Origin of the sequence: Rhizobium oryziradicis, assembly GCF_001939045.1 — a bacterium.
GTDB classification, from domain to species: domain Bacteria; phylum Pseudomonadota; class Alphaproteobacteria; order Rhizobiales; family Rhizobiaceae; genus Allorhizobium; species Allorhizobium oryziradicis.
The window spans coordinates 181538-204559 of sequence record NZ_MKIM01000021.1 but is presented as its reverse complement, the minus strand read 5'-3'; the positions used below and the strand labels follow the sequence as shown (position 1 = coordinate 204559).

Annotated in this window: 19 protein-coding genes; 6 read left to right on the top strand and 13 right to left on the bottom strand. The window is 55.8% G+C overall.

Translation table 11 applies throughout. From position 1 onward, the window contains the following. Position 1 precedes the first annotated feature (1 nt). Positions 2-958, bottom strand: a complete 957-nt coding sequence (gene pdxA / locus BJF95_RS03695; protein WP_075638097.1) for a 4-hydroxythreonine-4-phosphate dehydrogenase PdxA — start codon at positions 956-958, stop codon at positions 2-4. Beyond that, positions 955-2151: a sialidase family protein gene (locus tag BJF95_RS03690; protein WP_075638096.1), complete on the bottom strand. Its 1197-nt coding sequence runs from the start codon at positions 2149-2151 to the stop codon at positions 955-957. Before BJF95_RS03690 ends, pdxA begins: the two co-directional genes overlap by 4 nt. A gap of 379 nt (positions 2152-2530) precedes the next feature. Between BJF95_RS03690 and BJF95_RS03685 the strand changes: the two genes are divergently transcribed. From BJF95_RS03685 to BJF95_RS03665, 5 genes are all read left to right on the top strand, one after another. Then, the gene (locus tag BJF95_RS03685) at positions 2531-4039 is read left to right on the top strand and encodes an ABC transporter substrate-binding protein (protein WP_075638095.1); all 1509 of its coding nucleotides are present in this window, start codon (positions 2531-2533) and stop codon (positions 4037-4039) included. Between the two features lie 61 nt (positions 4040-4100). Further along, positions 4101-5015 carry an ABC transporter permease gene (locus BJF95_RS03680; protein ID WP_075638094.1) on the top strand — a complete coding sequence of 305 codons (915 nt, stop codon included), beginning with the start codon at positions 4101-4103 and terminating at the stop codon, positions 5013-5015. Positions 5016-5027: 12 nt separating this feature from the next. Further along, entirely contained in the window at positions 5028-5951 is a 924-nt protein-coding gene (locus BJF95_RS03675) for an ABC transporter permease (RefSeq protein ID WP_075638093.1), read from the top strand. Continuing rightward, positions 5944-7569 (top strand): dipeptide ABC transporter ATP-binding protein, encoded by a 1626-nt coding sequence (locus tag BJF95_RS03670; protein ID WP_075638092.1) that lies wholly within the window; start codon positions 5944-5946, stop codon positions 7567-7569. The genes BJF95_RS03675 and BJF95_RS03670 overlap by 8 nt, the downstream gene beginning before the upstream one ends. Before the next feature lie 29 nt (positions 7570-7598). Further along, on the top strand, positions 7599-8480 hold the full coding sequence (locus BJF95_RS03665) for a dihydrodipicolinate synthase family protein (protein ID WP_075638142.1): 882 nt from the start codon (positions 7599-7601) through the stop codon (positions 8478-8480). Positions 8481-8743: 263 nt separating this feature from the next. Here BJF95_RS03665 and repB read toward each other — a convergent pair whose 3' ends face one another. The 6 genes from repB to BJF95_RS03635 form a co-directional block, all read right to left on the bottom strand. Next, the gene (gene repB, locus BJF95_RS03660) at positions 8744-9784 is read right to left on the bottom strand and encodes a plasmid partitioning protein RepB (protein ID WP_075638091.1); all 1041 of its coding nucleotides are present in this window, start codon (positions 9782-9784) and stop codon (positions 8744-8746) included. Continuing rightward, positions 9781-11004: a plasmid partitioning protein RepA gene (gene repA, locus BJF95_RS03655; protein WP_075638090.1), complete on the bottom strand. Its 1224-nt coding sequence runs from the start codon at positions 11002-11004 to the stop codon at positions 9781-9783. Before repA ends, repB begins: the two co-directional genes overlap by 4 nt. Before the next feature lie 219 nt (positions 11005-11223). Next, positions 11224-12000, bottom strand: coding sequence for an ABC transporter permease (locus tag BJF95_RS03650; RefSeq protein WP_075638089.1), 777 nt, complete (start codon positions 11998-12000; stop codon positions 11224-11226). After that, on the bottom strand, positions 11984-12814 hold the full coding sequence (locus BJF95_RS03645; RefSeq protein WP_075638088.1) for an ABC transporter ATP-binding protein: 831 nt from the start codon (positions 12812-12814) through the stop codon (positions 11984-11986). The genes BJF95_RS03650 and BJF95_RS03645 overlap by 17 nt, the downstream gene beginning before the upstream one ends. 17 nt (positions 12815-12831) lie before the next feature. Then, the gene (locus tag BJF95_RS03640) at positions 12832-13830 is read right to left on the bottom strand and encodes an ABC transporter substrate-binding protein (RefSeq protein ID WP_075638087.1); all 999 of its coding nucleotides are present in this window, start codon (positions 13828-13830) and stop codon (positions 12832-12834) included. 45 nt (positions 13831-13875) lie between these two features. Continuing rightward, the gene (locus BJF95_RS03635; RefSeq protein WP_075638086.1) at positions 13876-14958 is read right to left on the bottom strand and encodes a 4-oxalomesaconate tautomerase; all 1083 of its coding nucleotides are present in this window, start codon (positions 14956-14958) and stop codon (positions 13876-13878) included. Between the two features lie 110 nt (positions 14959-15068). Between BJF95_RS03635 and BJF95_RS03630 the strand changes: the two genes are divergently transcribed. Further along, the gene (locus tag BJF95_RS03630; protein ID WP_075638085.1) at positions 15069-15980 is read left to right on the top strand and encodes a LysR family transcriptional regulator; all 912 of its coding nucleotides are present in this window, start codon (positions 15069-15071) and stop codon (positions 15978-15980) included. A 21-nt stretch (positions 15981-16001) separates the two neighbouring features. On the opposite strand, the gene BJF95_RS03625 is transcribed toward BJF95_RS03630, so the two are convergent. The 5 genes from BJF95_RS03625 to BJF95_RS03605 form a co-directional block, all read right to left on the bottom strand. Continuing rightward, positions 16002-17648 carry an ABC transporter ATP-binding protein gene (locus BJF95_RS03625; RefSeq protein ID WP_075638084.1) on the bottom strand — a complete coding sequence of 549 codons (1647 nt, stop codon included), beginning with the start codon at positions 17646-17648 and terminating at the stop codon, positions 16002-16004. Next, on the bottom strand, positions 17649-18497 hold the full coding sequence (locus BJF95_RS03620) for an ABC transporter permease (protein WP_075638083.1): 849 nt from the start codon (positions 18495-18497) through the stop codon (positions 17649-17651). After that, positions 18494-19444, bottom strand: a complete 951-nt coding sequence (locus tag BJF95_RS03615) for an ABC transporter permease (RefSeq protein WP_075638082.1) — start codon at positions 19442-19444, stop codon at positions 18494-18496. Before BJF95_RS03615 ends, BJF95_RS03620 begins: the two co-directional genes overlap by 4 nt. Positions 19445-19521: 77 nt before the next feature. Next, positions 19522-21132 carry an ABC transporter substrate-binding protein gene (locus tag BJF95_RS03610; RefSeq protein WP_075638081.1) on the bottom strand — a complete coding sequence of 537 codons (1611 nt, stop codon included), beginning with the start codon at positions 21130-21132 and terminating at the stop codon, positions 19522-19524. 273 nt (positions 21133-21405) lie between these two features. Then, entirely contained in the window at positions 21406-22785 is a 1380-nt protein-coding gene (locus tag BJF95_RS03605) for an aspartate aminotransferase family protein (RefSeq protein WP_075638080.1), read from the bottom strand. Positions 22786-23022: the final 237 nt, after the last annotated feature.

Genomic DNA, 23022 nt, shown 5'->3' with positions numbered 1-23022 from the left:
CCTATCCTTTACCGGGGCGGCCGCTGACGAGCTTGCGCGCGTAGGCAATGGCCGAATTCATATTGCCGTGGTTGGCGATGCCCTTGCCTGCAATGTCAAAGGCGGTGCCGTGGTCCACAGAGGTGCGATCAATCGGCAGATCCACAGACACATTGACCGCCGTATCAAAGGCCACCAGCTTGATCGGGATGTGGCCCTGATCGTGATATTGGGCAACGACCAGATCAAAACTTCCGGTATAGGCGCGGTGAAAGACGGTATCCGCCGAAATCGGGCCGTGCACATCAATGCCCTCGCTGCGGGCAGCGACAACGGCGGGGCCAATCTGATCGTCATCTTCTGTGCCAAACAGGCCGTTTTCGCCGCAATGGGGATTAATGCCCGCAACAGCAATGCGCGGTGCGTCATAGCCGATGCGTTTGAGATGGGCATTGCCAGCACGAATTGTTGCCAAAACCCGCTCCGTGGTGGCGCGCCGAATGGCCTCTTGCAGGGACACATGGGTGGAGACGTGGATGACTTTCAGCCGCTCCGAGGCCAGCAACATATAGGCAGCCGCCGAGCCGGTGAGGGTACGCAACATGCCGGTATGGCCGTCATAATGATGGCCTGCGAGATTGAGTGCTTCTTTATTGATGGGAGCCGTGACAATGCAGCCGATTTTGCCCGCCTCCGCATCGCGCACGGCGCGCTCGATGAAGCGAAAGGCCGCATCCCCCGCCACGGGAGACAAATGCCCCCAAGGCAGGGGAGCGCCCTCGACGGGCAAATCCACCACAAAAGGGGTAAGATCAAGGCTGATGCCCAAAGCATCCCGCGCCGCCTCAAGCGTTGGCAGATTGCCGTAGATTTTGGTGTTGGCGCGATCGGTCTCCGACATCTCATTGAGCGCTCGAACCGTGATTTCAGGTCCAACGCCGCAAATATCGCCAATGGTGATGCCAATTGTGGTGCTCATCCGTTTCTCCTGCTTGTCGTCTCGGCCCAGCCTGGAGCCAAACGGACATATTTGATTGCGCGGCGATGATACGTGTAGCTGATATGCAGGCTGCCATCGGGGCCTTCCAACAGCCACGGATAGGACATTTCCTGATTGCGGCCATCGGTGGAATCGTTGGACAGGCAGGTGCCGGGGCCATCTTCCACGACAATCCGGTGCGGAAATGTCAATCCGCCATCTTCGGAGAGGCAAAGGCTGACAGGTGCACGCGGCACGCCCCAGATGGGCACGCAGCCACCAGTCGGGTCGGCGTCAGGCCTGCCATCCTCTATTCCCAATTCGTCATAGAGCGAGGCACGGCGATCCGAGGATTGCGCCGCATTGACGGGATTGCAGATCATGGCAACGCGCCCATCGCTCAAGCGAGTGGCGGCGATGGAGGAATTGTTGTTGGGAACATCGGTGGCTTGCGGCTCTGACCACTGTCGCCCGCCGTTCATGCTGTGCGTTCTATACACAAAATCGGCTTGCCTGCGGCGAAAAAGGGCAATCTGTTGATTATCATCCAACATCACCGGGCTCATGTGAACGCAGCCCGTCGAGTGGGCAACCTCCTCCAATTGCCAAGTGCGCCCCCCATCGCTTGAAATGCCGATTGCTGCATGATCGTGACTGCCGTTCCATTTTTGGCCGGGCAATTGCACGCACCGGAAGATGGGCAGCATCCACGCACCATCCTCACGCAACACCAAAGGGGCGCGGATAAAGCAGCCGCGCGGCAGATCGAGGTAATGGCCGCTGTCTGTCGTCAGAGCTGTTGGATCGTCGCTTGAGCGATGAATTTCCGCCATGCGAATCCGGCATTCATCCTGATTGCCAGACGGCTGCGAGGTATGAAACAGCCAGAGCCTGCCATCGGGGGCGTTAAACAGCACCGGGTTTTGCTCGGAATGCGCATTGTCAAAGCTCAAACGCTGCGGCGGCCCCCAAACATCTGCACCGGGTGTGAGAACGGCTGCAAAAATCGAAATATCCGATTTGCCCTCCAGAGTGCCGCCAAACCAGGCGCAGACCAGGGATCCATCCTTGAGCCAATGAAGAAAACTGGCATGGTTTTGCACCATCGGTGATGGCAAAATGGCTTCGTCGCGATGGGCGCTCACAGATGTGATGGTTCCCGTCATGGCGCGGGCAATGTCGTCAGGCGTCATACTGCACTCCTCTCAAGGCTGGAGCATTGCTGATTTTCAAAAGTTGTCAAGTTTTATGAAATTAAAAAGATGATGAAATTGTGCGATCTTTGTTTTTAACTATATGTTTTTAATATATATTTTTTGAAGACAAATTTTTTGTAAAAATTACATCCTGAAATAATTTGACAAATTTAATCGAACGGGTGATGCTTGGTCAGGAGGAAGGCAAGGCTTGCTTGGTCATTGTCTTGAGATTTGTCGATCTGTCTTTGTGTGCGGCCAGTTTGTGCTGTCAACACCCTATGGCAAGATGGCCTCGCTGTTGGCGGGGCGTAAGGTGAGGGTGCAGAGGACGTCGGAGGTCCAAAAAATTTATCAGCTGGGAGGAGGAAGCGATATGAAATCAATAGTGGTGATGGGCTCGCTCATCATGGCCAGTCTGGCGGCGACTATGTCTCCGGCATTGGCGAAATCGGGCGACATCAAGATTGTCTTGCCGGAAGAGGCGGATCTGCTGGAGCCGTGCATGGCAACGCGCTCAAACATCGGCCGCGTTATCATGGAAAATGTCAGCGAAACACTGACAGAGCTGGATGTGCGCGGCAAGAAGGGCGTCATGCCCCGGCTTGCTGAAAAATGGGAGCAGAACCCGGATGGCAGCTGGCGGTTTCATCTGCGCCATGGGGTTAAGTTTTCCGATGGCACAAGCTTTGATGCCAAGGACGTCAAGCATAGCTTTGAGCGCATCAACAGCGACAAAAACGCCTGTGAATCGCGCCGTTATTTTGGCGGCATCACCGTGAAGCCCGAAATTGTCGACGACTATACCATTGATTTCAAAGCTGATCCTGTTCAGCCGATCATGCCTTTGCTGATGTCCCTGGTGACGATTGTTCCCGAAGAAACGCCGATGGAGTTTATTCGCGAACCGATTGGCACTGGTCCTTACAAGCTGACAAACTGGACGCCGGGGCAGAAAATTGTTCTCACCGAGCGGGATGATTATTGGGGCCAAAAGCCTGAGGTCAAACAGGCGACCTATGTTTTCCGCTCTGATCCATCGGTGCGGGCTGCCATGGTGCAGACCGGCGAGGCCGATATTTCGCCCTCTATTTCGCAGCTGGATGCCACCAATCCGGCAACAGATTTTTCCTATTTGGACAGTGAAACTGTCTATCTCCGGATTGATCAGAACATCCCGCCTTTGAATGATGTGCGGATCCGGCGTGCGCTTAATCTTGCCATCGACCGGCAAGCTTTCATTGGCACATTGGTGCCCGCAGGGGCGGAATTGGCCACAGCCATGGTGCCACCAACAACGCTTGGCTGGAACCCGGACGTGAAGGTTTTTCCCTTTGATCCAGAGGGTGCGAAAAAGCTGATCGCAGAGGCAAAAGCTGATGGCGTGAAGGTGGACACACCGATCACCATCATCGCCCGCACGGCCAATTTCCCCAATGTGACAGAGATTATGGAGGCCATTCAGGCGCAGCTTCAGGAGGTTGGCTTCAAGGTTGATCTCAAGTTCGTTGAAGTGGCAGAGCATGAGACCTATTACTCCAAGCCGTTCAAGGAAGGCCGTGGCCCGCAGCTGGTTGCTGCCATGCATGATAATTCCAAGGGCGACCCTTCCTTTTCGATGTTCTTCAAATATGACTCGAAGGGAACCCAGTCTGGCTTTTCCGATCCCAAGGTGGATGATCTGATCAAGCGGGCATCGGCGGCTGTTGGTGATGAGCGTGCCAAGCTCTGGTCGCAGCTGATTGCCTATCTCCATGATGATGTGGTGGCCGATGTGCTTCTGTTCCACATGGTTGGCGTCTCTCGCGTGTCCGAGAAGCTTGATTTCAAGCCCACCATTGCCACGAATTCGATGCTGCAACTGTCGGACATCAAGTTCAAATAGGTCGGATTATGTCATTGGCGGCGGGCATCACCCCGCCGCCTGTTTTAAACATGAGGGCGATATGCTCAGATTTATCCGCAAGCGCTCCATCGCCAGTTTGATCTCTTTGGTTGGTCTGATGGTGATGGTGTTTTTTCTCTCCCGATTGACGGGTGATCCAGCATCGCTGTTTTTGCCGGTGGAAGCCTCGGAAGAGATGAAGCAGCAGTTTCGTCAATTGCATGGGCTGAATGATCCCATCCTCGTGCAATTCATGCATTATGTTGGCGATGTGCTGACCGGAAATCTTGGGGAATCCTTGCGCAAAGCCCGGCCTGCGCTGGGCGTGGTAACCGAAGCCTTCACCTGGACCTTGCAACTGGCCCTGATTACCATGACACTGGTGACCACATCGGCCATTGTTGTCGGCTCGCTTGCCGCCTTTCGGGTTGGTGGCATCTTTGATCGTTTCTCGTCCGTGGTCTCGCTGATTGGCGCATCTGTGCCTGATTTTTGGCTGGCAATCGTCGGTATCGTGCTTTTTTCGGTGTATCTAGGCTGGTTTCCAACGTCGGGAACGGGGTCGCTGCTGCACTGGATCATGCCCATTGCCGTGCTGTTTGTGCGCCCCTTTGGCATTATTGTGCAGGTGGTGCGCGGCTCGATGATCAGCGCGCTCTCTTCAGCCTATGTCAAAACGGCGCGCGCCAAGGGGGTCAAATCTGGACCGATTATTTTCATTCACGCCCTGCGCAATGCTATGCTGCCAGTCATCACCGTGATTGGCGATCAGGCCGCCAGCCTGCTGAATGGTGCTGTGGTGGTCGAGACCATTTTCGGATTTCCGGGCGTTGGCAAACTGATGATTGATTCCATTTTGCAACGGGATTTCAATGTTGTGCTGGCCGCTATTCTTGTGACCGCACTGGCGATTTTCCTCATGAACCTGCTGATCGACCTTGCCTATGCATTGCTTGATCCGCGCATCCGTCACTGAGGAGCCATTATTATGAGCCTTTCCTCCATCGATCCGGTCACCGCCGATGAGCCGTCGTGGGCAAAGCGCATGGCGCGCATGCTCTGGGCTGATAAGTTTGCCCTGTGCGCTGCCGTGTTTTTAGTGATCATGGTTGTGCTTGCTATCATTGGCCCGGCATGGCTTGGTGATGTGGCGATCAAGCAAAATCTGCGCGGTCGCAATCTGGCGCCCTTTGATTGGCAACGCGAATGGGTGTGGTGGATCGGAGCCGATTCTCTCGGCCGCCCCTTGCTGGCCCGCATCATTGTGGCGGCCCAAAGCACCTTGATGGTGGCGGCAGGCGCTGTGCTGTTTTCGTCGGTGATGGGCACCGTTCTTGGCTTGGTGGCGGGCTATTCATCGCCGCGCGTTGGCCAGATTGTCATGCGGCTTGCCGATGTGATCATGTCGTTCCCGTCGCTGCTGATTGCGGTGATTGTTCTTTATCTGCTTGGCTCTTCTATTCTCAATCTGGTTCTGGTGCTGTCGATCACCCGCATTCCGGTTTATTTGCGCACCACACGGGCTGAAGTGCTGGAAATTCGCGAACGCATGTTCGTGCAAGCGGCCAAAGCCATGGGGGCGTCCTCCAATCGCATCCTGTTTCGCCATATTCTGCCGGTGGTGTTTCCGACATTGACCACCCTTGCGACGCTGGATTTTGCCTATGTGATGCTGGCAGAAAGTGCTTTGTCTTTTCTGGGCATCGGCATTCAGCCGCCGGACATCACCTGGGGGCTGATGATCTCGCAAGGTCGGCAATATCTGACCAACGCCTGGTGGCTGTCGTTCTGGCCGGGGCTTGCAATCATCACCACCACCATGTCGCTCAATCTTTTGTCGAACTGGTTGCGCATTGCGCTGGATCCGGTGCAGCGCTGGCGGCTTGAAATGAAAGGTGGCAAAAATGGCTGATCATTTGCTGGAAGTGCGCAATCTTTCCGTCGAATTCCACACCATGGCAGGCGTGGTGAAGGCGGTGCGCGATATGTCCTATCACCTCGACCGCGGCGAAACACTGGCAATCTTGGGCGAAAGCGGCTCGGGAAAATCGGTATCGTCCTCTGCCATCATGAACCTGATCGATATGCCACCGGGGAAGATCACGTCCGGGCAAATTTTGTTGGATGGTGAAGACCTTTTAACGATGGATGTGCAAGCGCGGCGCGAGGTGAATGGTCGGCGTATTGCCATGATCTTTCAAGATCCGCTCAGCCATTTGAACCCCGTCTATCCTGTGGGCTGGCAGATCCGCGAGGCCATGACCACCCACGGCATGGCTGCAGACAAGGCAGCCGCCGAAGCTTTGCGGCTTTTGGGTCGGGTTGGTATTCCCGATCCGGCTGGTGCTTTGGCAAAATACCCGCACCAATTTTCCGGCGGGCAGCGTCAGCGTGTGATGATTGCCATGGCGCTGGCGTTGCGCCCCGATATTCTGATTGCCGACGAGCCGACAACGGCATTGGATGTAACCGTGCAGGCCGAGGTGTTGGCGCTGCTCAAAGAGTTGCAGCGCGAAACGGGCATGGCTGTTTTGATCATCACTCACGATCTGGGCGTCGTGGCCGACATTGCCGACCGGGTTGTGGTGATGGAAAAGGGCGTGCTGGTGGAAACCGGCAGTGTTCGTGATGTCTATAAAAACCCGACACATCCTTATACAAAAAAGCTGATTGCCGCCGTACCGGGGCAGGGGGCTTTGCACGCGCAAGAGCGGCAGGGGGAGATTTTGCTGTCCGTGCGCGATGTGCGCAAGCATTATGGGGCTTTTGAAGCGCTAAAAGGCATCTCTTTTGATTTGCGTGCAGGCGAAACGCTGGCCATTGTGGGCGAAAGCGGCTCTGGAAAATCCACCTTGGCTCGCCTGTTGTTGCGCCTTGATGAGCCGGATTCCGGCTCGGCCCTTTGGAAGGGCCGCGACCTGTTTCAGCTCTCGCCTGCAGAGCTTTATAAACTGCGCCGTGATCTGCAAATGGTGTTTCAAGATCCAACGCAATCGCTCAATCCGCGCATGACGGTGTTTCAGCTGATTTCCGAGGCGTGGGCAATCCACCCGGATCTTCTGCCAAAAGCAAAATGGCGGGCGCGCGTGGCGGAGTTGCTGGAGCAGGTCCAGCTCAGCCCGGAGCATATGGCCCGTTATCCGCACCAGTTTTCGGGCGGTCAACGTCAGCGCATTGCCATTGCCCGTGCACTGGCCTTACAGCCCAAACTGATTGTCTGTGACGAGGCCGTATCCGCCCTTGATGTCTCGGTTCAGGCGCAGGTCATTGCTTTGCTGGATGGCTTGCGTCGCGATATGGGCATTGCCTTCATTTTCATCGCCCATGATTTGCCGGTGGTGCGCGATTTTGCCGATCACGTGATGGTTATGCAGCATGGAGCAGCCGTGGAGCTTGGCACAGTGCAGCAAATTTTCGAGGCACCAAAACAGGCTTACACGCGCGCTTTGCTGGCCGCCAGCCTTGATCCAGATCCCGATATACAGGCGGCCCATCGCGCAGCACGGCAGGCAAGCGCCGTCTCATTATGATTTTAGCGGAGTTTTCCATGACCAAAGAAATGCCCAAACAAGCCTTTGTCGCACTCGTCACCTGCTTCCATGAGGACGAAACCATCAATTATGACGCCACGCGCGCACAGGTGCGGCGTCAGGTGGCCGCAGGCAATAACATTATGTGCGCAGGCACCAATGGTGATTTCAGTGCTCTGACCTTTGAGGAAAAGGTCAAGCTGACGGAGACCGTGGTGGATGAGGTGGCCGGCCGGGTCAAGGTGATTGTCAACGCCGGCATGCCCGCAACCTTTGAAACATTAAAGCTGGTGCGTGAATTTGACCGCATCGGTGTGGATGCCATTGCGGTGATTACGCCCTTTTTCATCGCCTGCACGCAAGACGGCTTGATCCGCCATTTCTCGACTGTTGCCGATGCGGTGAAAACGCCGATCTATCTCTATGATATTCCGGCACGCACCCAAAACCACATCGAGCCGGAAACGGCGAAAATTCTCGCAGGCCATGGTAATATTGCCGGTATCAAGGATTCCGGCGGGGCGCAGAAGACGCTGGAAGCCTATTTGGCGGTGGCCAAGGAGGTGCCGGGCTTTGAGGTCTATTCTGGCCCGGATCATCTTGTGCTTTGGGCTTTGCAAAATGGCGCGGCGGGCTGCATTTCCGGTCTGGGCAACGCCATGCCAGATGTATTGGCGGGTATTTTAAAGGGCTTCAACAGCGGAGATCTTGTTGATGCCGAGCGACAACAGGACATCTACACCGCATTTCGCACCGATCTATACGCGCTTGGTTTCGCACCCGCCATGGTGAAACGCGCATTGTATCTGCAAGATGCGTCGGTTGGGGCCAGCCGCCAGCCTGCACTTTTGCCAAATGATGAGCAGGACGCGCAAATCAAAGTGATCTTGCATCGCTACGGCCTTCTTTAAGGCATAGATATCCCGTTCAACTGGTGTTGAACGGGGTTTAAGTTTTTGTTTTTAAATCATAATTCAAGAAAATTTAACGTTCGCCTCCTCATAAGACACAAAAAGACGCTCACCAAAGCGGTGCTAAAACCCTTGACTATGATTCGAGGAAGTGCGATTCTCTGCTTGCTACAGTTCGAGAAGGGCTTCCACGACGGAAACGTTTGGGGGCCTTTTTCTTTTGATACGTGTCCTTTCCGAAAAGATAAAAACCCTGCCACCTGTCAGGATTTCAGGTCATTGCGGTGTTGCGAAAAGCGGGCAGCCAGGTCTGGCAATTCACCTTCCAGAAATTTCAGGAATTCACTGCCCAGCGCACCCTCTGCGGATAGGCGAAATTCTTTGGCTGATGTGCTGAATTCACCCAGTTTTTTGCCGTTGCCATCAGAGAGCACGTTGGTGCCGCGCTTCGAATCCGCTTTTGGCCTCACAGCATTCAAAGCACGCTGAAATTTTTGGTCTGAACTCTCGGCCACATCCATTCGGGTCGACAAGACAGATCTCAGCATGTCCAGCACGGCGGGTTCTTGCACAACCGACTTGGCCAACTCCAGCCAGCGCGGGCGCCCGATCTTGGGTGCACGACCGATTGCTTCGATCACATCAGAGGGAAGCGCCCGATACACACTGCGCATCCGCGCCAATTCGGCATCCTCGATAGACAGTGCCGCATAAATATCACGAGGCTTAATGCCTGCGTCATCCATGCGCGAGGCAAACAAGGCGCGCTCGATCCAGGTCAGGTCTTGTCGGCTGGCATTCTCAATACCTTGCGCAACCACGAGATCAAGATCGGAAATCTCGACCTCGATGGCACCAACCGGACGCCCGAGTTGCTTGGCAGCAAGCCAGCGGCGATGTCCATAAACAATCTGATAGCGGCCCGCAGTGCTAGGATGCTTGCGGATCTGGATGGGCACCTTTTGGCCATCGGTATCAATCGAGCGCTTGAATATCTCGAAATCGGAATCATCGTCGTCAGGAAGCCTGTCCGGATAAGGCGAGGGATCGATCAGCGATGGATCGATTTGGCGCACCACAGCGCCGCCCGATTCCACCAGCGCTTTCAGCCGGTCACGTTCTGTCCTGATGTCATCTATGGCTCTATGGGCGGCACCAATGACACCGGCACCAACCCGGTTGACCACAGGCGGGGCGGGCGGAGGGGAGGGATTCTGCTCTTTCTCAGCCGCCAGTTTGCTCTCCAGCTCGGCCGAGAGTAGCCCAAAACTTGCAACAATCGATTTGCGCGGTGATTTGCTCATTCGCGGCCCCAACTTTTGGTAATCAAACTGGCAATCGCCTCATTCACGGCATCAACCGCTTCGCGGGCGCGCTTGTGCGTATCGCGTCCCAACTGCCCCATTTCCAATTCATAAATGGAGCGCTTGGCCAGCCCCGCCGCTTCCACGGCAGTGCTTTCAATCGCAGTGGGCAGCAGCACATCGGTGCCAAACAGGTGACGCATCATCGCCACCACCTGTGACTGAGGGGCGTCATTCGGATTGTGCCGGGTGACGAGATAGCGAATAAAATCCTGATCAAGCTGGGCACCGCTCTCATTGAGAACATTGATCAAATCGCCCATCATCAACAGAAACTGGCTCATGGAGGCCACATCCAGCATGGCCGGATGCACCGTGATGATCATGCTGGTCGCAGCGTAGATGGCGCTGAGCGTCAAAAAGCCGAGCGATGGCGGCGTATCGAGGATAACGATGTCGTAGTCGTCTTCAACCTCGGTCAAGGCCAGCTTGAGGCGTTCAAAAAAGATGGCACCGGAGCTGGATTTATTGGCGAGCACCCGTGGTGTCTCGTGCTCATATTCCATCACTTCCAGATTGCCGGGAATGAGATCAACACCGTCGAAATAGGTCTTGCGGATAATATCACGCAAAGGCCGCCGCTCGGCTTCATCATACCGCAAGGCGGCATAGACGGTCTCATTGGCGCCAACATCCACCTCTGGCTGCGCGCCAAACAGGGCAGACAGAGACGCCTGCGGGTCGAGATCGAGAGCCAGAACGCGGTAGCCTTGCAACGCCAGATAATGGGCCAAATGAACGCAGGTCGTGGTCTTGGCGCTGCCGCCTTTGAAGTTGGCAATGGCGAGAACCTGCAAATGCTCGCCTTCACGCCGACGCGGAAGAAACCGCAGGGCTTCGCTTGGCTTCTGCTTGGCAAAGAGCTCACGCAACTCATTGATCTGCTTGAGCGTATAGACGCGGTGATTGTTCTCAAGCCTGCTTGGAATAGGGCCGCGACCTTCGCTGGACATCAGCTTCAAGGTGGAATCGGGAATGGATGTCAGCTTGGACACTTCATTGGTCAGAAACTGCCGCAGCATTTTCTCCGATTTCGGCGGATACATCCGCGTGCGAAGCTGCTGCAATTGACCGGAGAGCAGGGTCGCATGGCGCGCAATCTTGCTTCCGGCGTCCTCTTTGGAGCCAATTCTCGATTCCAACTGCTGTTCTATCGCCATATTTCCCTCTTGGCGGCCAAATGCCGGTTTGCCGACTGTCGCCCGACAAAAGCTAAAGCATGATTCTCGTAGGCAGTCCAGAATTTTAAAGTTACGAAACAATAAATGGCCTGGACTTGGAACAAAGGACGCGCAATCGGACCCATCAAAAGTGCAGAGGGATCAAAAAAAAATGGCACCTCGAAGGTGCCATTTTTATGCGTGTGCTGCCTGAATGGATCAGGTTGCCCGACCGTCAGCAGCGTTTGGCCGCCACTTGATCAAACGGTTTTCGACAACATCGAGGATGAGGTCGATGATCAGAACGAAGATGGCCAGAATGATAATGCCCGCGAAAACGCCAACCGCATCGAAATTGCCTTCGGCCTGAGCGATCAGGTAGCCAAGGCCTGCAGAAGAGCCGAGATATTCGCCAATGATGGCACCAACCACGGCAAAGCCGACAGATGTGCGCAGCGATGACAGGATCCAGCTGGCTGCCGCCGGGAAGTAGACGTGCCGCAGAAGGTCCGAGCGTTTTGCACCCAGAATCTTGGCATTGGCAAGCACCACCGGATTGACTTCGCGCACGCCCTGCATGGCGTTGAAGAAGGTGATGAAGAACACCAGCGTGACCGCAAGCGCCACCTTGGACCACAGGCCAAGACCGAGCCAAAGCACGAAGATGGGAGCCAAAACCACACGCGGAATGGCGTTGAGGCCCTTGATGAACGGGTCAAGAATACGCGCCGTGCTGCGGCTGAGACCCAACCAGACACCGGCTGCAACACCAAGGCCAGTACCGATGACATAACCCAGAACGGTTTCTGTCAGGGTGATCGAAACGTGACGGTAGAAATTGACGTCCGTGACCCAGGTGATGATCTGTTTGAAGATGTCGACCGGTGCCGGAAAGAAAAACACGTCAATGACACCGGCGCTGACACCCAATTGCCATCCGCCGAGAATGAAAACCAGCAAAGCCAGCTGGATTGAGCGTTCAGTCGCGGTGTTCATAGCTTTTCTCCACTTCGCCGCGCAGCGACGCCCAGATGTTGCGATAGAGATCCATGAAGCGTGGATCGAGTTTGATTTCAGCCACATCGCGCGGCCGCTCCAGATCAACCGGGAAGCTCTCGATGACCCGTGAGCGTGGACCGGCTGCCAAAATGGCGACGCGGTCGCCCAATGCGATGGCCTCTTCGAGGTCATGAGTAATCATCACCACGGCGCGGCGTTCTTCCTGCCACAGACGCAGAAGTTCGTTCTGCATTAGGTGGCGGGTGTGGATGTCGAGGGCCGAGAACGGCTCGTCCATCAGAATGACCTTAGGGCCGGTGATCAGCGCTTGTGCCATCTGCACGCGCTTGCGTTGGCCGCCGGAGAGCTGGTGCGGATAGCGTTGCTCAAACCCGCGAAGCCCGACCTTGGCAAGCCAGGTCATGGATTTTTCACGCCGCTCTTCGGTGCCGACGCCGCGAAACATCAAGCCAAGCTCGACATTTTCGATAGCGGTTTTCCAAGGCAACAGCGCATCCTGCTGAAACAGGTAGCCGATGTCGTTTTGAACACCCGACACTTGCGTGCCGTCGATGGTCACTGCACCCTTGGCCGGCTTGAGAAGCCCGGCAATGGCATTCAGGATGGTGCTCTTGCCGCAGCCCGTTGGGCCGACGATGGCGAGAAATTCGCCATCCGCAACGGTGAGATTGACATCCTGCACGGCCACATAGGCACCGAAGGACATGGTGACCGCATCGATGGACACCATCGCTTTCGGTTTATTCGGCTCAACGCTCAGCGTTGATGATTTTACGGCAGCCAAAGCCATGGCCTCCTCCCTTTTTATCAGTTCGCTAGGGCCTGTGCCTTATCGACGAACGTGTTCGTGTATGTCTTGCTCAAATCAATAGTCTTGGCGGCGACTTTTTCATTGAAGCTCTTCAGCACAGCCAATGGGGTTTCGATGTCGGTGGTGTTGAACTTGCCATCAGTGGAGAAAATCGCCTTGGCGTTGGTGACAGCCTGTGTGTAGGTTTCCTTGTCGCCGGAGATGAACTCGGCGGGCAGGGTTGCGACAATTTCCTCGGCCGTATGGGTGTTCATCCATTTCAGCGCCTCAACGGTGGCGTTGGTGACTTTTTGGATGGTTTCCGGGTTGGCATCGATGTAGCTCTGGGTGGCATAGAGCACCGAGGTCGGATAAATGCCGCCGTAGATTTCCTTGGCACCTTCATCGCTGCGGGCATCAATGAGGATCTTGCCGACGCCCTTGGCGACAATGAAGGTCGCCGCCGGATCGTAATTCACGAGGAGATCAACCTTGCCTTGTTCAAGAGCGGCAACGGCTGCCGAGCCAGAGCCAACGCCAATCAGCGAGACAGAGTCGGCTGGAATCTTATGGCGCTGCAGGTAATAGCGCACAAAGAAATCGGATGACGAACCTGGCGCAGTGATGCCGATCTTCGCACCCTTGATGGTTTCAGGCTTTGCCGGATCGAAGGTTGCATTCTTGCCCCCTGCCAGCACAAGGCCGGAGTTGCGGGCAAGTTCGACAAAGCCGACCACAGACTTGTTCTGCGATTGCATCTGGATGGTGTGGTCATAGAAGCCAACGGCGATGTCGGTTGAACCGGCAACGAGAGCCTGAAGGGTTTTTGAGCCGCCTGAGGCAAAATTCTCAACCGTGACATCCAAGCCTTGTTTTTTATAGAGGCCAAGACCCGCCGCCACAGGAAAAGGCAGGTTGTTGAGATTGTAAGACCCGACACTGATGCGGACCGGCTCGGCATGGGCTGCTGCTGCAAAAGCCACTGTGGCTGCTAGGGCGAGCATCAATTTACGCATGTATTCCTCCATATTATGTGGTGCCCTCCCGGCAACCACTTCAAATTAAGCTGCGCGATCCACCTGCGCAAAAGGTTTGGCAAAAACTCTGCCTTCAAACAGGCGGCGCGCAGTGCGCAAAATGCCGGCAATCATCTTGCCGTCGCGGGTTTCAAGCTTCACATTGAGGCGACCACTGGGATGCTCAAGCGCGAGAAGGGCCGGTGGTTCACGACCGCCAATCAATTGAAAAGCGACCGTATCCGGTGTTACGCAGGCTGTGGCAATGCCAACGGCTCCGGTTGTCGCCAGCGATGGATGGCATTGATGCGGCATGAAATAGCGAACGTTGAGATCGCCGCCAGCTTTGGGCTTGGCAATCAGCACGGGCTTGGGCGTCACCTGATTGCTGACGTCGCCCATGCCCATCCGCCGTCCGGCTTCCAGCCGAAGGGCTTCAATGCGCGCGAGCAGGTCTGCGTTGGCATTGAGTTCGCTGGCACTTTCATAGCCGCTAACGCCCATGGCGCTCGCCTCGAGAACCATCATCGGCATGGCGCAATCGATGCAGGTCACGTCAATTCCGTCGATCGTGTCCCGTGGGTTGCCGGTTGGAAACAGCTTTCCCGTTCGCGCACCAGCGGCATCCAGAAATGCCAGCGCAATCGGTGCCGCATGGCCGGGAACACCGTCAATGGACGCGTCCCCCAGGTAGGCGACATCACCGTGCGGCGTTGGCACTTGGGCCTCAATCAGCTTGCCGGTGTTGACGTTGTGAATGCGCACCCGCGTCATGGCACCGCATGACGCCACAAGACCGGCCTCAATGGCAAATGGGCCAACGGCGGCCAGCATGTTGCCGCAATTGGGCGAGGTATCAACCATCTGTTGATCGACACGGACCTGGGCAAAGAGATAGTCAACATCAGCGCCTTCCACAGTTGCGGGGCCGACAATGGCAACCTTGCTGGTGACAGGGTTGCCACCGCCAATGCCGTCGATTTGCAAAGGATGGCCAGAGCCCATCACCGATAGCAGGATATGGTCACGCTCTTGTGGAGAGGCAGGCAGGTCGGATGCGAGAAAAAATGGTCCCTTAGACGTGCCGCCGCGCATCAGAACACAAGGTATGGAGATCAGATCGTTCATGAGTGCCTGCCAAATACTGATGTGATTTTGATATCAATTCGGTTATTTGTTGCAATTAGCGGCAAAATGATTGATATGTAAAATGCAAATTTCAGATGGAATGATGCGTTATGAGCATTAATTGCGAAATCCTTGACCTTCGTGCTTTTCTCTCAGTGGTTGAGTTGGAAAATTTTCACCGGGCGGCTGATGCGCTGAATCTGTCGCAACCGGCGCTCAGCAGGCGTATTCAAAAGCTGGAACTGGCCATTGGTGCGCCGCTGCTGGAACGCACCACGCGTCATGTTTCAACAACGGCTCTTGGGGCCGAGTTGATCCCTCTGGTTCGGCGCATGCTGGAGGAGTTCGACACGTCGCTGTTTTCGGTTCGTGATGTTGGATCGCAGCGCAGCGGCCTGGTGACCATCGCCTGCTTGCCCACCGCCGCCTTTTATTTTTTACCGAAGGTTATCAAGCAGTTCAGCCTCGAATATCCCAATATCCGGTTCCGTATTCTGGATTTGCCCGCCACTGACGGCCTTCAGGCCGTTGCCCGTGGCGAAGTTGAATTCGGCATCAATATCATGGGGTTTTCAGATCCGGATCTGATGTTTGAACGGCTGATCGAAGATCCGTTTGTTTTGGCGGCACGCAAGGATCACCCTCTGGCCGCCAAGAGTGAAATTCAGTGGGGTGATCTTGCACCCTATCAGCTGATCACAGTGCACCGCTCAAGCGGCAATCGAACCCTGCTCGACGCGGCTCTTGCCAAATCCAATCTCAAGTTGCGATGGTCCTTTGAAGTGACGCATCTCTCGACATCCTTAGGCTTAGTGGAGGCAGGATTGGGGATTTCCGTTTTGCCAAAACTTGCCACGCCGCAGGAGGATCATCCGTTCCTTGTCACGCGACCTATTCGCAATCCCGAGATTTCGCGCACCATCGGTATCGTGCGGCGTCGCGGAGGAACACTGTCTCCGGCGGCGGAACGGTTTATGAGCATGCTGATTGGCACTTGGGCCGAGCCGGCAGCAGCACGGTAACGTGTTGGAGCCGGTGCTCGGTTATTGGCCGTGGAATGCGGGCCGCTCTGCTGGAAGGCTATCCAGCCAATGCGGATCCAGCTTTGGAACCGATGAGAACAACAGCTGCGAGTAGGGGTGCGAAGGCTCAGTCATGGTTTCCACGGCCAGTTCTTCGACGGCCTTGCCACGATACATCACGATAACCTTGTCGCATATGGCCTGCACCACAGACAAATCATGGCTGATGAAAATGTAGGACAAGCCCAGTTCCTGCTGGAGTTCGCGCAAGAGATCAATCACAGCGGCGACAACCACGGTATCAAGCGCCGAGGTGACCTCGTCGCAGATGATCAATTTGGGCTCGGCGGCCAGCGCACGGGCAAAGTTGACGCGCTGTTTTTGTCCGCCGGACAATTCACTTGGTCTGCGACCGCGCACGCTGGTGGGCAGTTGAACCATATCAAGAAGGCCGTTGATTCTTTTGGATTGCGCCTCGCCCTTCAGGCCATGGTAAAAGGCCAGAGGTCGTCCCAGAATGTCATCAATGGTCTTGGAGGGGTTGAGGGCCGCATCCGCATATTGAAACACAATCTGCATTTCCCGCTTTTGCTGCGCGGTCCGTTCCTTGTAGCCCGCGCCAAGCTCGCGGCCATCGAAAATGATATTGCCCTCGGCTGCCGGTAAAATTCCGGAAATGGTCCGGGCAAGCGTTGATTTTCCGCAGCCGGACTCGCCAACAATGCCGAGATTGCGGCCCCGATAAAGCTTGAGGCTGACATGATCGACAGCTTTCACCAGCAAGGAATTGCCAATTGCTGATCGACCGTAGCCCGCCACCACATTTTCAACTTCCAGCAACGGCCTCTGCTGGTCTATGTTGCCCAACACCATAGGAGCGCGATGCGGCTCAAAGGCGGCAATCAGTTCGCGGGTATAGGGATGCTGCGCCCGTTCCAGAATCTGCACCGTGTCGCCAATTTCCTGAACCGCCCCATTGCGCAGCACGGCAATCCGATCAGCCAGTTGCGCAACCACGGCAAGATCGTGCGACACATAGATTGCGGCGGCACCAGCGCGCCGCATCACATCCTTGAAGGCGCGAAGCACTTCGATCTGGGTTGTCACATCCAGTGCGGTGGTGGGCTCGTCAAAAATAACCACTTTCGGATTGGCAATCAAAGCCATGGCCGCCGCAAGCCGCTGCAACTGCCCGCCGGAGACCTGGTGGGGATATCGCTCGCCGATCGTGTCCGGATTGGGCAGGGACAGGGCGCGAAACAGCTCAATTGCCTTTTGCCGCGCGTCCTGAGCGGGCATGATCGCGTGGATCTGTGTCACCTCAATCACCTGATCCATGATGGTTTTTGAGGGATTGAAGGCCAAGGCAGCCGATTGCGGCACGTAGCTCACCACGGCTCCGCGCAGCTTGGCGCGCTCACGCTCCGTCATGGATACTACATCTTGCCCATCGACCATCACGGAGCCTGCGGAAATGGTGCAGCCGGTGCGGGTGTGGCCCATAAGGGTGAGGGCAATGGTGGTCTTGCCCGATCCGCTCTCTCCAATCAGGGCGAGGATTTCGCCGGGGGCAATGTCGAGATCAATGCCCTTGACGATTTCGATCCGGCGGTTGGCATCGGTTTTTGCCTCGACTTTCAGGCCGCGAATTTCAACAGGATTGGCCATTTACGCGCTCCGATCCCGTATTTTGACAGGAAGATTGTCGATGAAAAGATTGATGGCGATGGTGAGGCTGGCAATGGCAAGACAGGGCACAATCACGGCTGGCGCTGCGAATGGCAGACCGTCGATGTTTTCGCGCACCAGTCCGCCCCAATCGGCGTCAGGCGGCTGAACACCAAGGCCGAGAAAGGACATGCCGGACAGCAAAAGCACAATGAAAACAAACCGCAATCCGAAGTCGGTCAGCACCGGGCCAAGAATGTTGGGAAACACTTCCGCCGTGATGATATGGAGCATTTTTTCACCGCGCAAGCGTGCGATGGTGATGTAGTCCATGGCTGCGATGTTGACGGCCAGTGCACGGGCAAAGCGATAGGAGCCGGGAATATAGATCACGGCTAGCATGCCGATCAGAACGGGAATGGATGAGCCAACGGCAGACACGACCACCAGCGCAAAAAGCTTGCTGGGAATCGAGCTCATTGCATCGAAAAACCGGCTTAAAACACTGTCAAACCACCCGCCCGTAACGGCGGCACTCATGCCCAGCACGACGCCGCAGGCACAGGCAATGGTCGCGGCGGCCAGAGAGATCCCAAGCGTATAGCGTGCGCCATAGACAATGCGCGAGAACATGTCGCGGCCCAGATAATCAGAGCCGAGCCAAAAGGCACGCGATATCGGGCCAAAATAGTCCTGATCGACGATATCGCCAATGCCATAGGGCGCGATATGCGGTCCAAAGAGGGCAATAACCAGCCAGAACAGGATAATGAACAGGCCCAACATGCCCGTCGCCTTGATACGGTAGCGCGGCCTTTGTTGGGTAGTGCTTGTGGTCTTGGCGGTCATCGCAACCTCGGATTCGACAGAATGGCAATCAGATCGGCGATGGTGACAAGCACAAGATAGGCGAGACAGAAAATCATCGCGCAGCTCTGAATGAGCGGCAGATCACGGGTTGTCACGGCATCGACCATCAGTTTTGCAATGCCCGGATAATTGAAGATGGTTTCAATGATGATCACACCGCCCAGCAGGTAAGAGAGCGACAATGCCACCGCATTGGCAATGGGGCCAAGGCAATTGGGAAGCGCGTGCGAAAGCACCAGCCTTTTTCGCGAGGCACCTTTCAGCAAGGCCATTTCCACATAGGGGCTGTCGAGGGCATCAATCACCGCCGCTCGGGTCATGCGGATCATTTGTGCGGACACCACGCAGGTAAGCGTGATCACTGGCATCGCATAGGCTCGCATCAAACCCCACAGGCTGTGCACATCACCGGTGAGCGACAAGGCGGGGAGCCATTTCAAATAGACCGCAAAGATCAGCACAGCCGTGGTTGCCACCATGAATTCCGGAATGGAAATCACACCAATCGTAAAAACGGTGACGGTCCTGTCATACCAGGAACTGCGAAACATCGCGGTCGTAATGCCCAGAAACAGCGAAATCGGCAGGGCAAAACCTGTCGTCACAGCGGCCAGTTTCAACGAGTTCAGCAGGCGTGCGCCAATCAACTGGGCAATGGGCATATTGTTTGCGTAGGAAATCCCAAGGTCGCCATGCAAAAAAGCGAGGATCCAGGCCAGAAACCGGAAGAAAGCGGGTTCATCCAGATGCATGGCCTTGCGCAAGCCCGCAATGGCTTCGGGCGTTGCCGATTGTCCAAGCAGGATTGTCGCGGTATCGCCGGGCAGCAAAGTTGTTGCCACAAAGACGATCACTGAAATGATCATCAACGTTAAGATCGTGATGAACAATCGGCTCAGAATGAGAGATAGGATATGTGTGTTCACGGCTCTGCTCCTGTAGAGATGCCTGCGAAAGCAGATGACGTTTGACCGGCGGCTGAGACCGCCGGTCAATCATCGCATCAGGCAGCAAACCAGATGTATTCCGCAAACGAGCCACCCATCAAACCGCCAAACGGACTGGAGGTATAGCCCTTGATCTTCGAGCTCATGGCATCCACGCTTGAGAGATAGGCCGGAATGATGGTGCCAGCCTCTTCGGACACCATGCCCTGAAGCTGATTGTAGATCTCTCGGCGCTTCGCCTCATCCAGCAAGCCACGCGCCTCCAGCAGGAGACTGTCAAACTTCGGCGACTTATAGCGGCTTTCATTCCACGCGGCATTGGAAGAATAGAACAGCGAGAACATGATATCGGGCGTTGGGCGCGGATCGATATTGCCGAAGTGGATCGGTGCCTTGAGCCAGTAATTGTTCCAATAGCCATCCGATGCAACACGCTGCACATCAAGCTTCAGGCCGATCTTGGAGGCCGAGGCCTGGATCATCCCTGCCATCTCGATGGAGAAGGATGCCGCGTCTGAGGCAATGACGGGAATGGTCTGGTTGAGCATGCCGGACTTGTTGAACAGGAATTTTGCCTTGTCCGGGTCAAAGGCTTTGGGCTTGAGTGCCGCGTCATGGAAGCGGTTCGCTGGCGAAATGGGCTGGTCGTTTGCCACCTGACCATAACCCCGCAAGACAGACTTCACGATCTGCTCACGATCGACGATATATTTCATACCGTCAACAAAGTCTTTCTTGTCGCCGGGCGACATGTCCAGTCGGAGATTGAGGTTGGTATAGTTGCCAGCCGAGGCCTGCACCAGCACAAGTGCGTCGTTGCTTTCGATCAATCGCTTGGAGCGCGGGCTGATTTGACCGGCAAGTTGAATATCACCCGACATCAGCGCATTGGCACGGGCATTATCATCGACAATGGCAAAGAACTCGACCGAGTCGAGGTGAGGAAGCGATGCTTTCCAGTAGTTTTTGTTCTTGGTGCCGATGGAGCGCACGCCGGGTTCAAACACTTCTTTGACGAATGGTCCTGTGCCGTTGCCTGCGCTGAAATCCGTCGTGCCATCGGCGACAATCATGAAATGGTTGAGGGCCAGAATGCTTGGCAGGTCGGCATTGGGAGAATCGAGGACAATCTCAAGCGTCAGATCATCGACAGCCTTGAATTCCTTCATCTGCGCGGCCAGCTTGGCAACCTTGGAGCCAATGGCCGGATCCTTGTGGCGCTTCAAGGTGAAGATAACGTCAGCGGAGGTGAGCGTCTTGCCGCTATGGAATGTCACGCCTTTTCGCAGCTTGATGGTCCAGGTCTGGGCGTCCTTGCTCTCGATTGCCTCTGCCAGCTCCATCTTCACATTGCCAGAAGGGTCAAGAATCGAGAGACGGTTGTAAAAGGTACAGAGGCGAACATAATCGGTGGTGGCCGAGGCTTTGGCCGGATCAAGCGTATCGGAAATCGATGAGGACCAGCCCGCGGCCTTCAGCGCGCCGCCAGACACCGGCGTTGCGGCAATCGCCTGCTCTGCACGGCCAAAGGCGAAGCTTGCAGCCGTCATGGCCGCCCCGCCTGCCAGCATCATCTGCAGCAGCTCACGGCGGCTGGCACCGCGTCGGATAGCCTGCTCTACAAAATCGTCATCGGATTTTGACCAATTGTTTGGAGTGTTGTGCATGTCGTTCCCTCTGTTCTTTTGTTTAACCGAACGCCGAACGGAAGTTGCTGTTTCTTGCCGTTTCGGATGCTGCTGTGCAGGTGTTTAGGCCTGCGGTGACGTTCTCCCGTGTTGTGACTCCCATGAGACATGGACCGTTTCCGGCCTCTTTTCGTGCCATCAGTTTCGCATTCTGTGGAGATTGTGTGGTCTGAAGACCATGCTATGCGCGATACAAAATACCGAATTTGCCGCCCGCTACGCTATTTCGTAGCGGGCAGCATCTTCCAAGGTTTATCCGACCATAGCCCTACGGACGTCCGCATCTTCCAAAGTGGCGTCCAGCACAAGGCGTGTGCGCTCAAGGATCATGTCGATCTCGTCATCTGTGCAGCACAGCGGCGGTGCATAGCCCAGAACACCATTGGCAAACGCGCGGATAACAAGTCCCTGTTGCCAGGCGCGATCAAAAATACGCCGCGCCGGTGCGGCATCGGTCGGCAGCGGGGTCTTCTTGGCTTTGTCCACCACCAGCTCGATGGCAGCCAGCATGCCACGACCCCGTACATCGCCCACAAGCGGGTGATCGCGAAGCTTTTCCAACCCTGCCATCAGCCTCTCACCGGCGCGGCGACCATTGGCCAGCAAGCCATTTTCATAGAGGCGAAGAACCTCCAGACCCACGGCAGCGCTCACCGGATGGGCCGAATAGGTGTAACCATGGCCAATGGCCGCAGCACCGGCACCATCGGCCATAACGTCATAAACCCGGTCGGACATGAAGACGGCACCCATTGGCACATAGCCAGAGGTTAATCCCTTGGCCGTTGTCATGAAATCGGGCACGATGCCTTCATCGGAGCAGGCAAACAACGGTCCGGTGCGGCCAAAGCCGGTGATGACCTCGTCGGCGATAAAGAGAATGTCCATGGCAGCACACGCGTCATACATGGCTTTTATCCAGCCCTTCGGCGGAACAATCACCCCGCCGGACCCCTGGATTGGCTCGGCATAAAATGCGGCAACGCGCTCTGGTCCGCCCAGCTCTTCGACCTTGGCATGAAGGGCTTGCAGCGAGGCGGCAATAATGGCCTCTGGTGTGTCGCCTGCCGGATTGCGATAGCTGTAATGGGAGGGAATCTTGTGTTGCCACGAAAAGGGCAGGCCAAAACCGGCGTGGAAGGCGGGCAGCGCCGTCAAGCCAGCGCCAACCGTGGACGAGCCGTGGTAGCCCTGCTCGATTGAAATAAATTGGTCACGCTGCGGTTGGCCTTTGCAATGCCAATAATAGCGGATGAAGCGCACGGTGCTATCAACTGCATCTGAGCCGCCGAGCGTGAAGAAGATATGATTGAGATCGCCCGGCGCGCGCTCGGCCAGCTCGGCGGCAAGGCGGATAGCGGGTTCCGAGCCCATATCAAAATAGCCGGTCGCATAGGGCAGCTCACGCATTTGGCGGGCGGCGGCCTCGGCAATACTGTCTTGACCATATCCGGCGTTAACGCACCAGAGACCCGCGAAGCCATCAACCAGCTCATGGCCGTTCATGTCCGTGACAATGGCACCGCGCGCCGATTTCAAAACACGAGCACCCAGTTCTTCATGGCCGCGATAGGAAGACACAGGGTGAATAAGGTGGCGGCGGTCGAGTTCGATCAAGGAGTTGCTTAACATCTGCTTTTCCAATCCAGCATGGGCGGCTACAGCGGAATGGCCTTTGATCTAATGTTCAAAGGGCGCTGTAACACTTTAAATCGACTGCATAAATGGCTTAAGCCGACTCCGTTTGAGCCATTATGCGGACCTCAAGAGTGTTCCCCATCTCCTGCCGGGGAAGCCTCCGAATCGGGCCGAACAAACGGAATTTTTCGTTGTTGCGCGCCTGCGCCACCGCATCTTCTGCTGACAGTT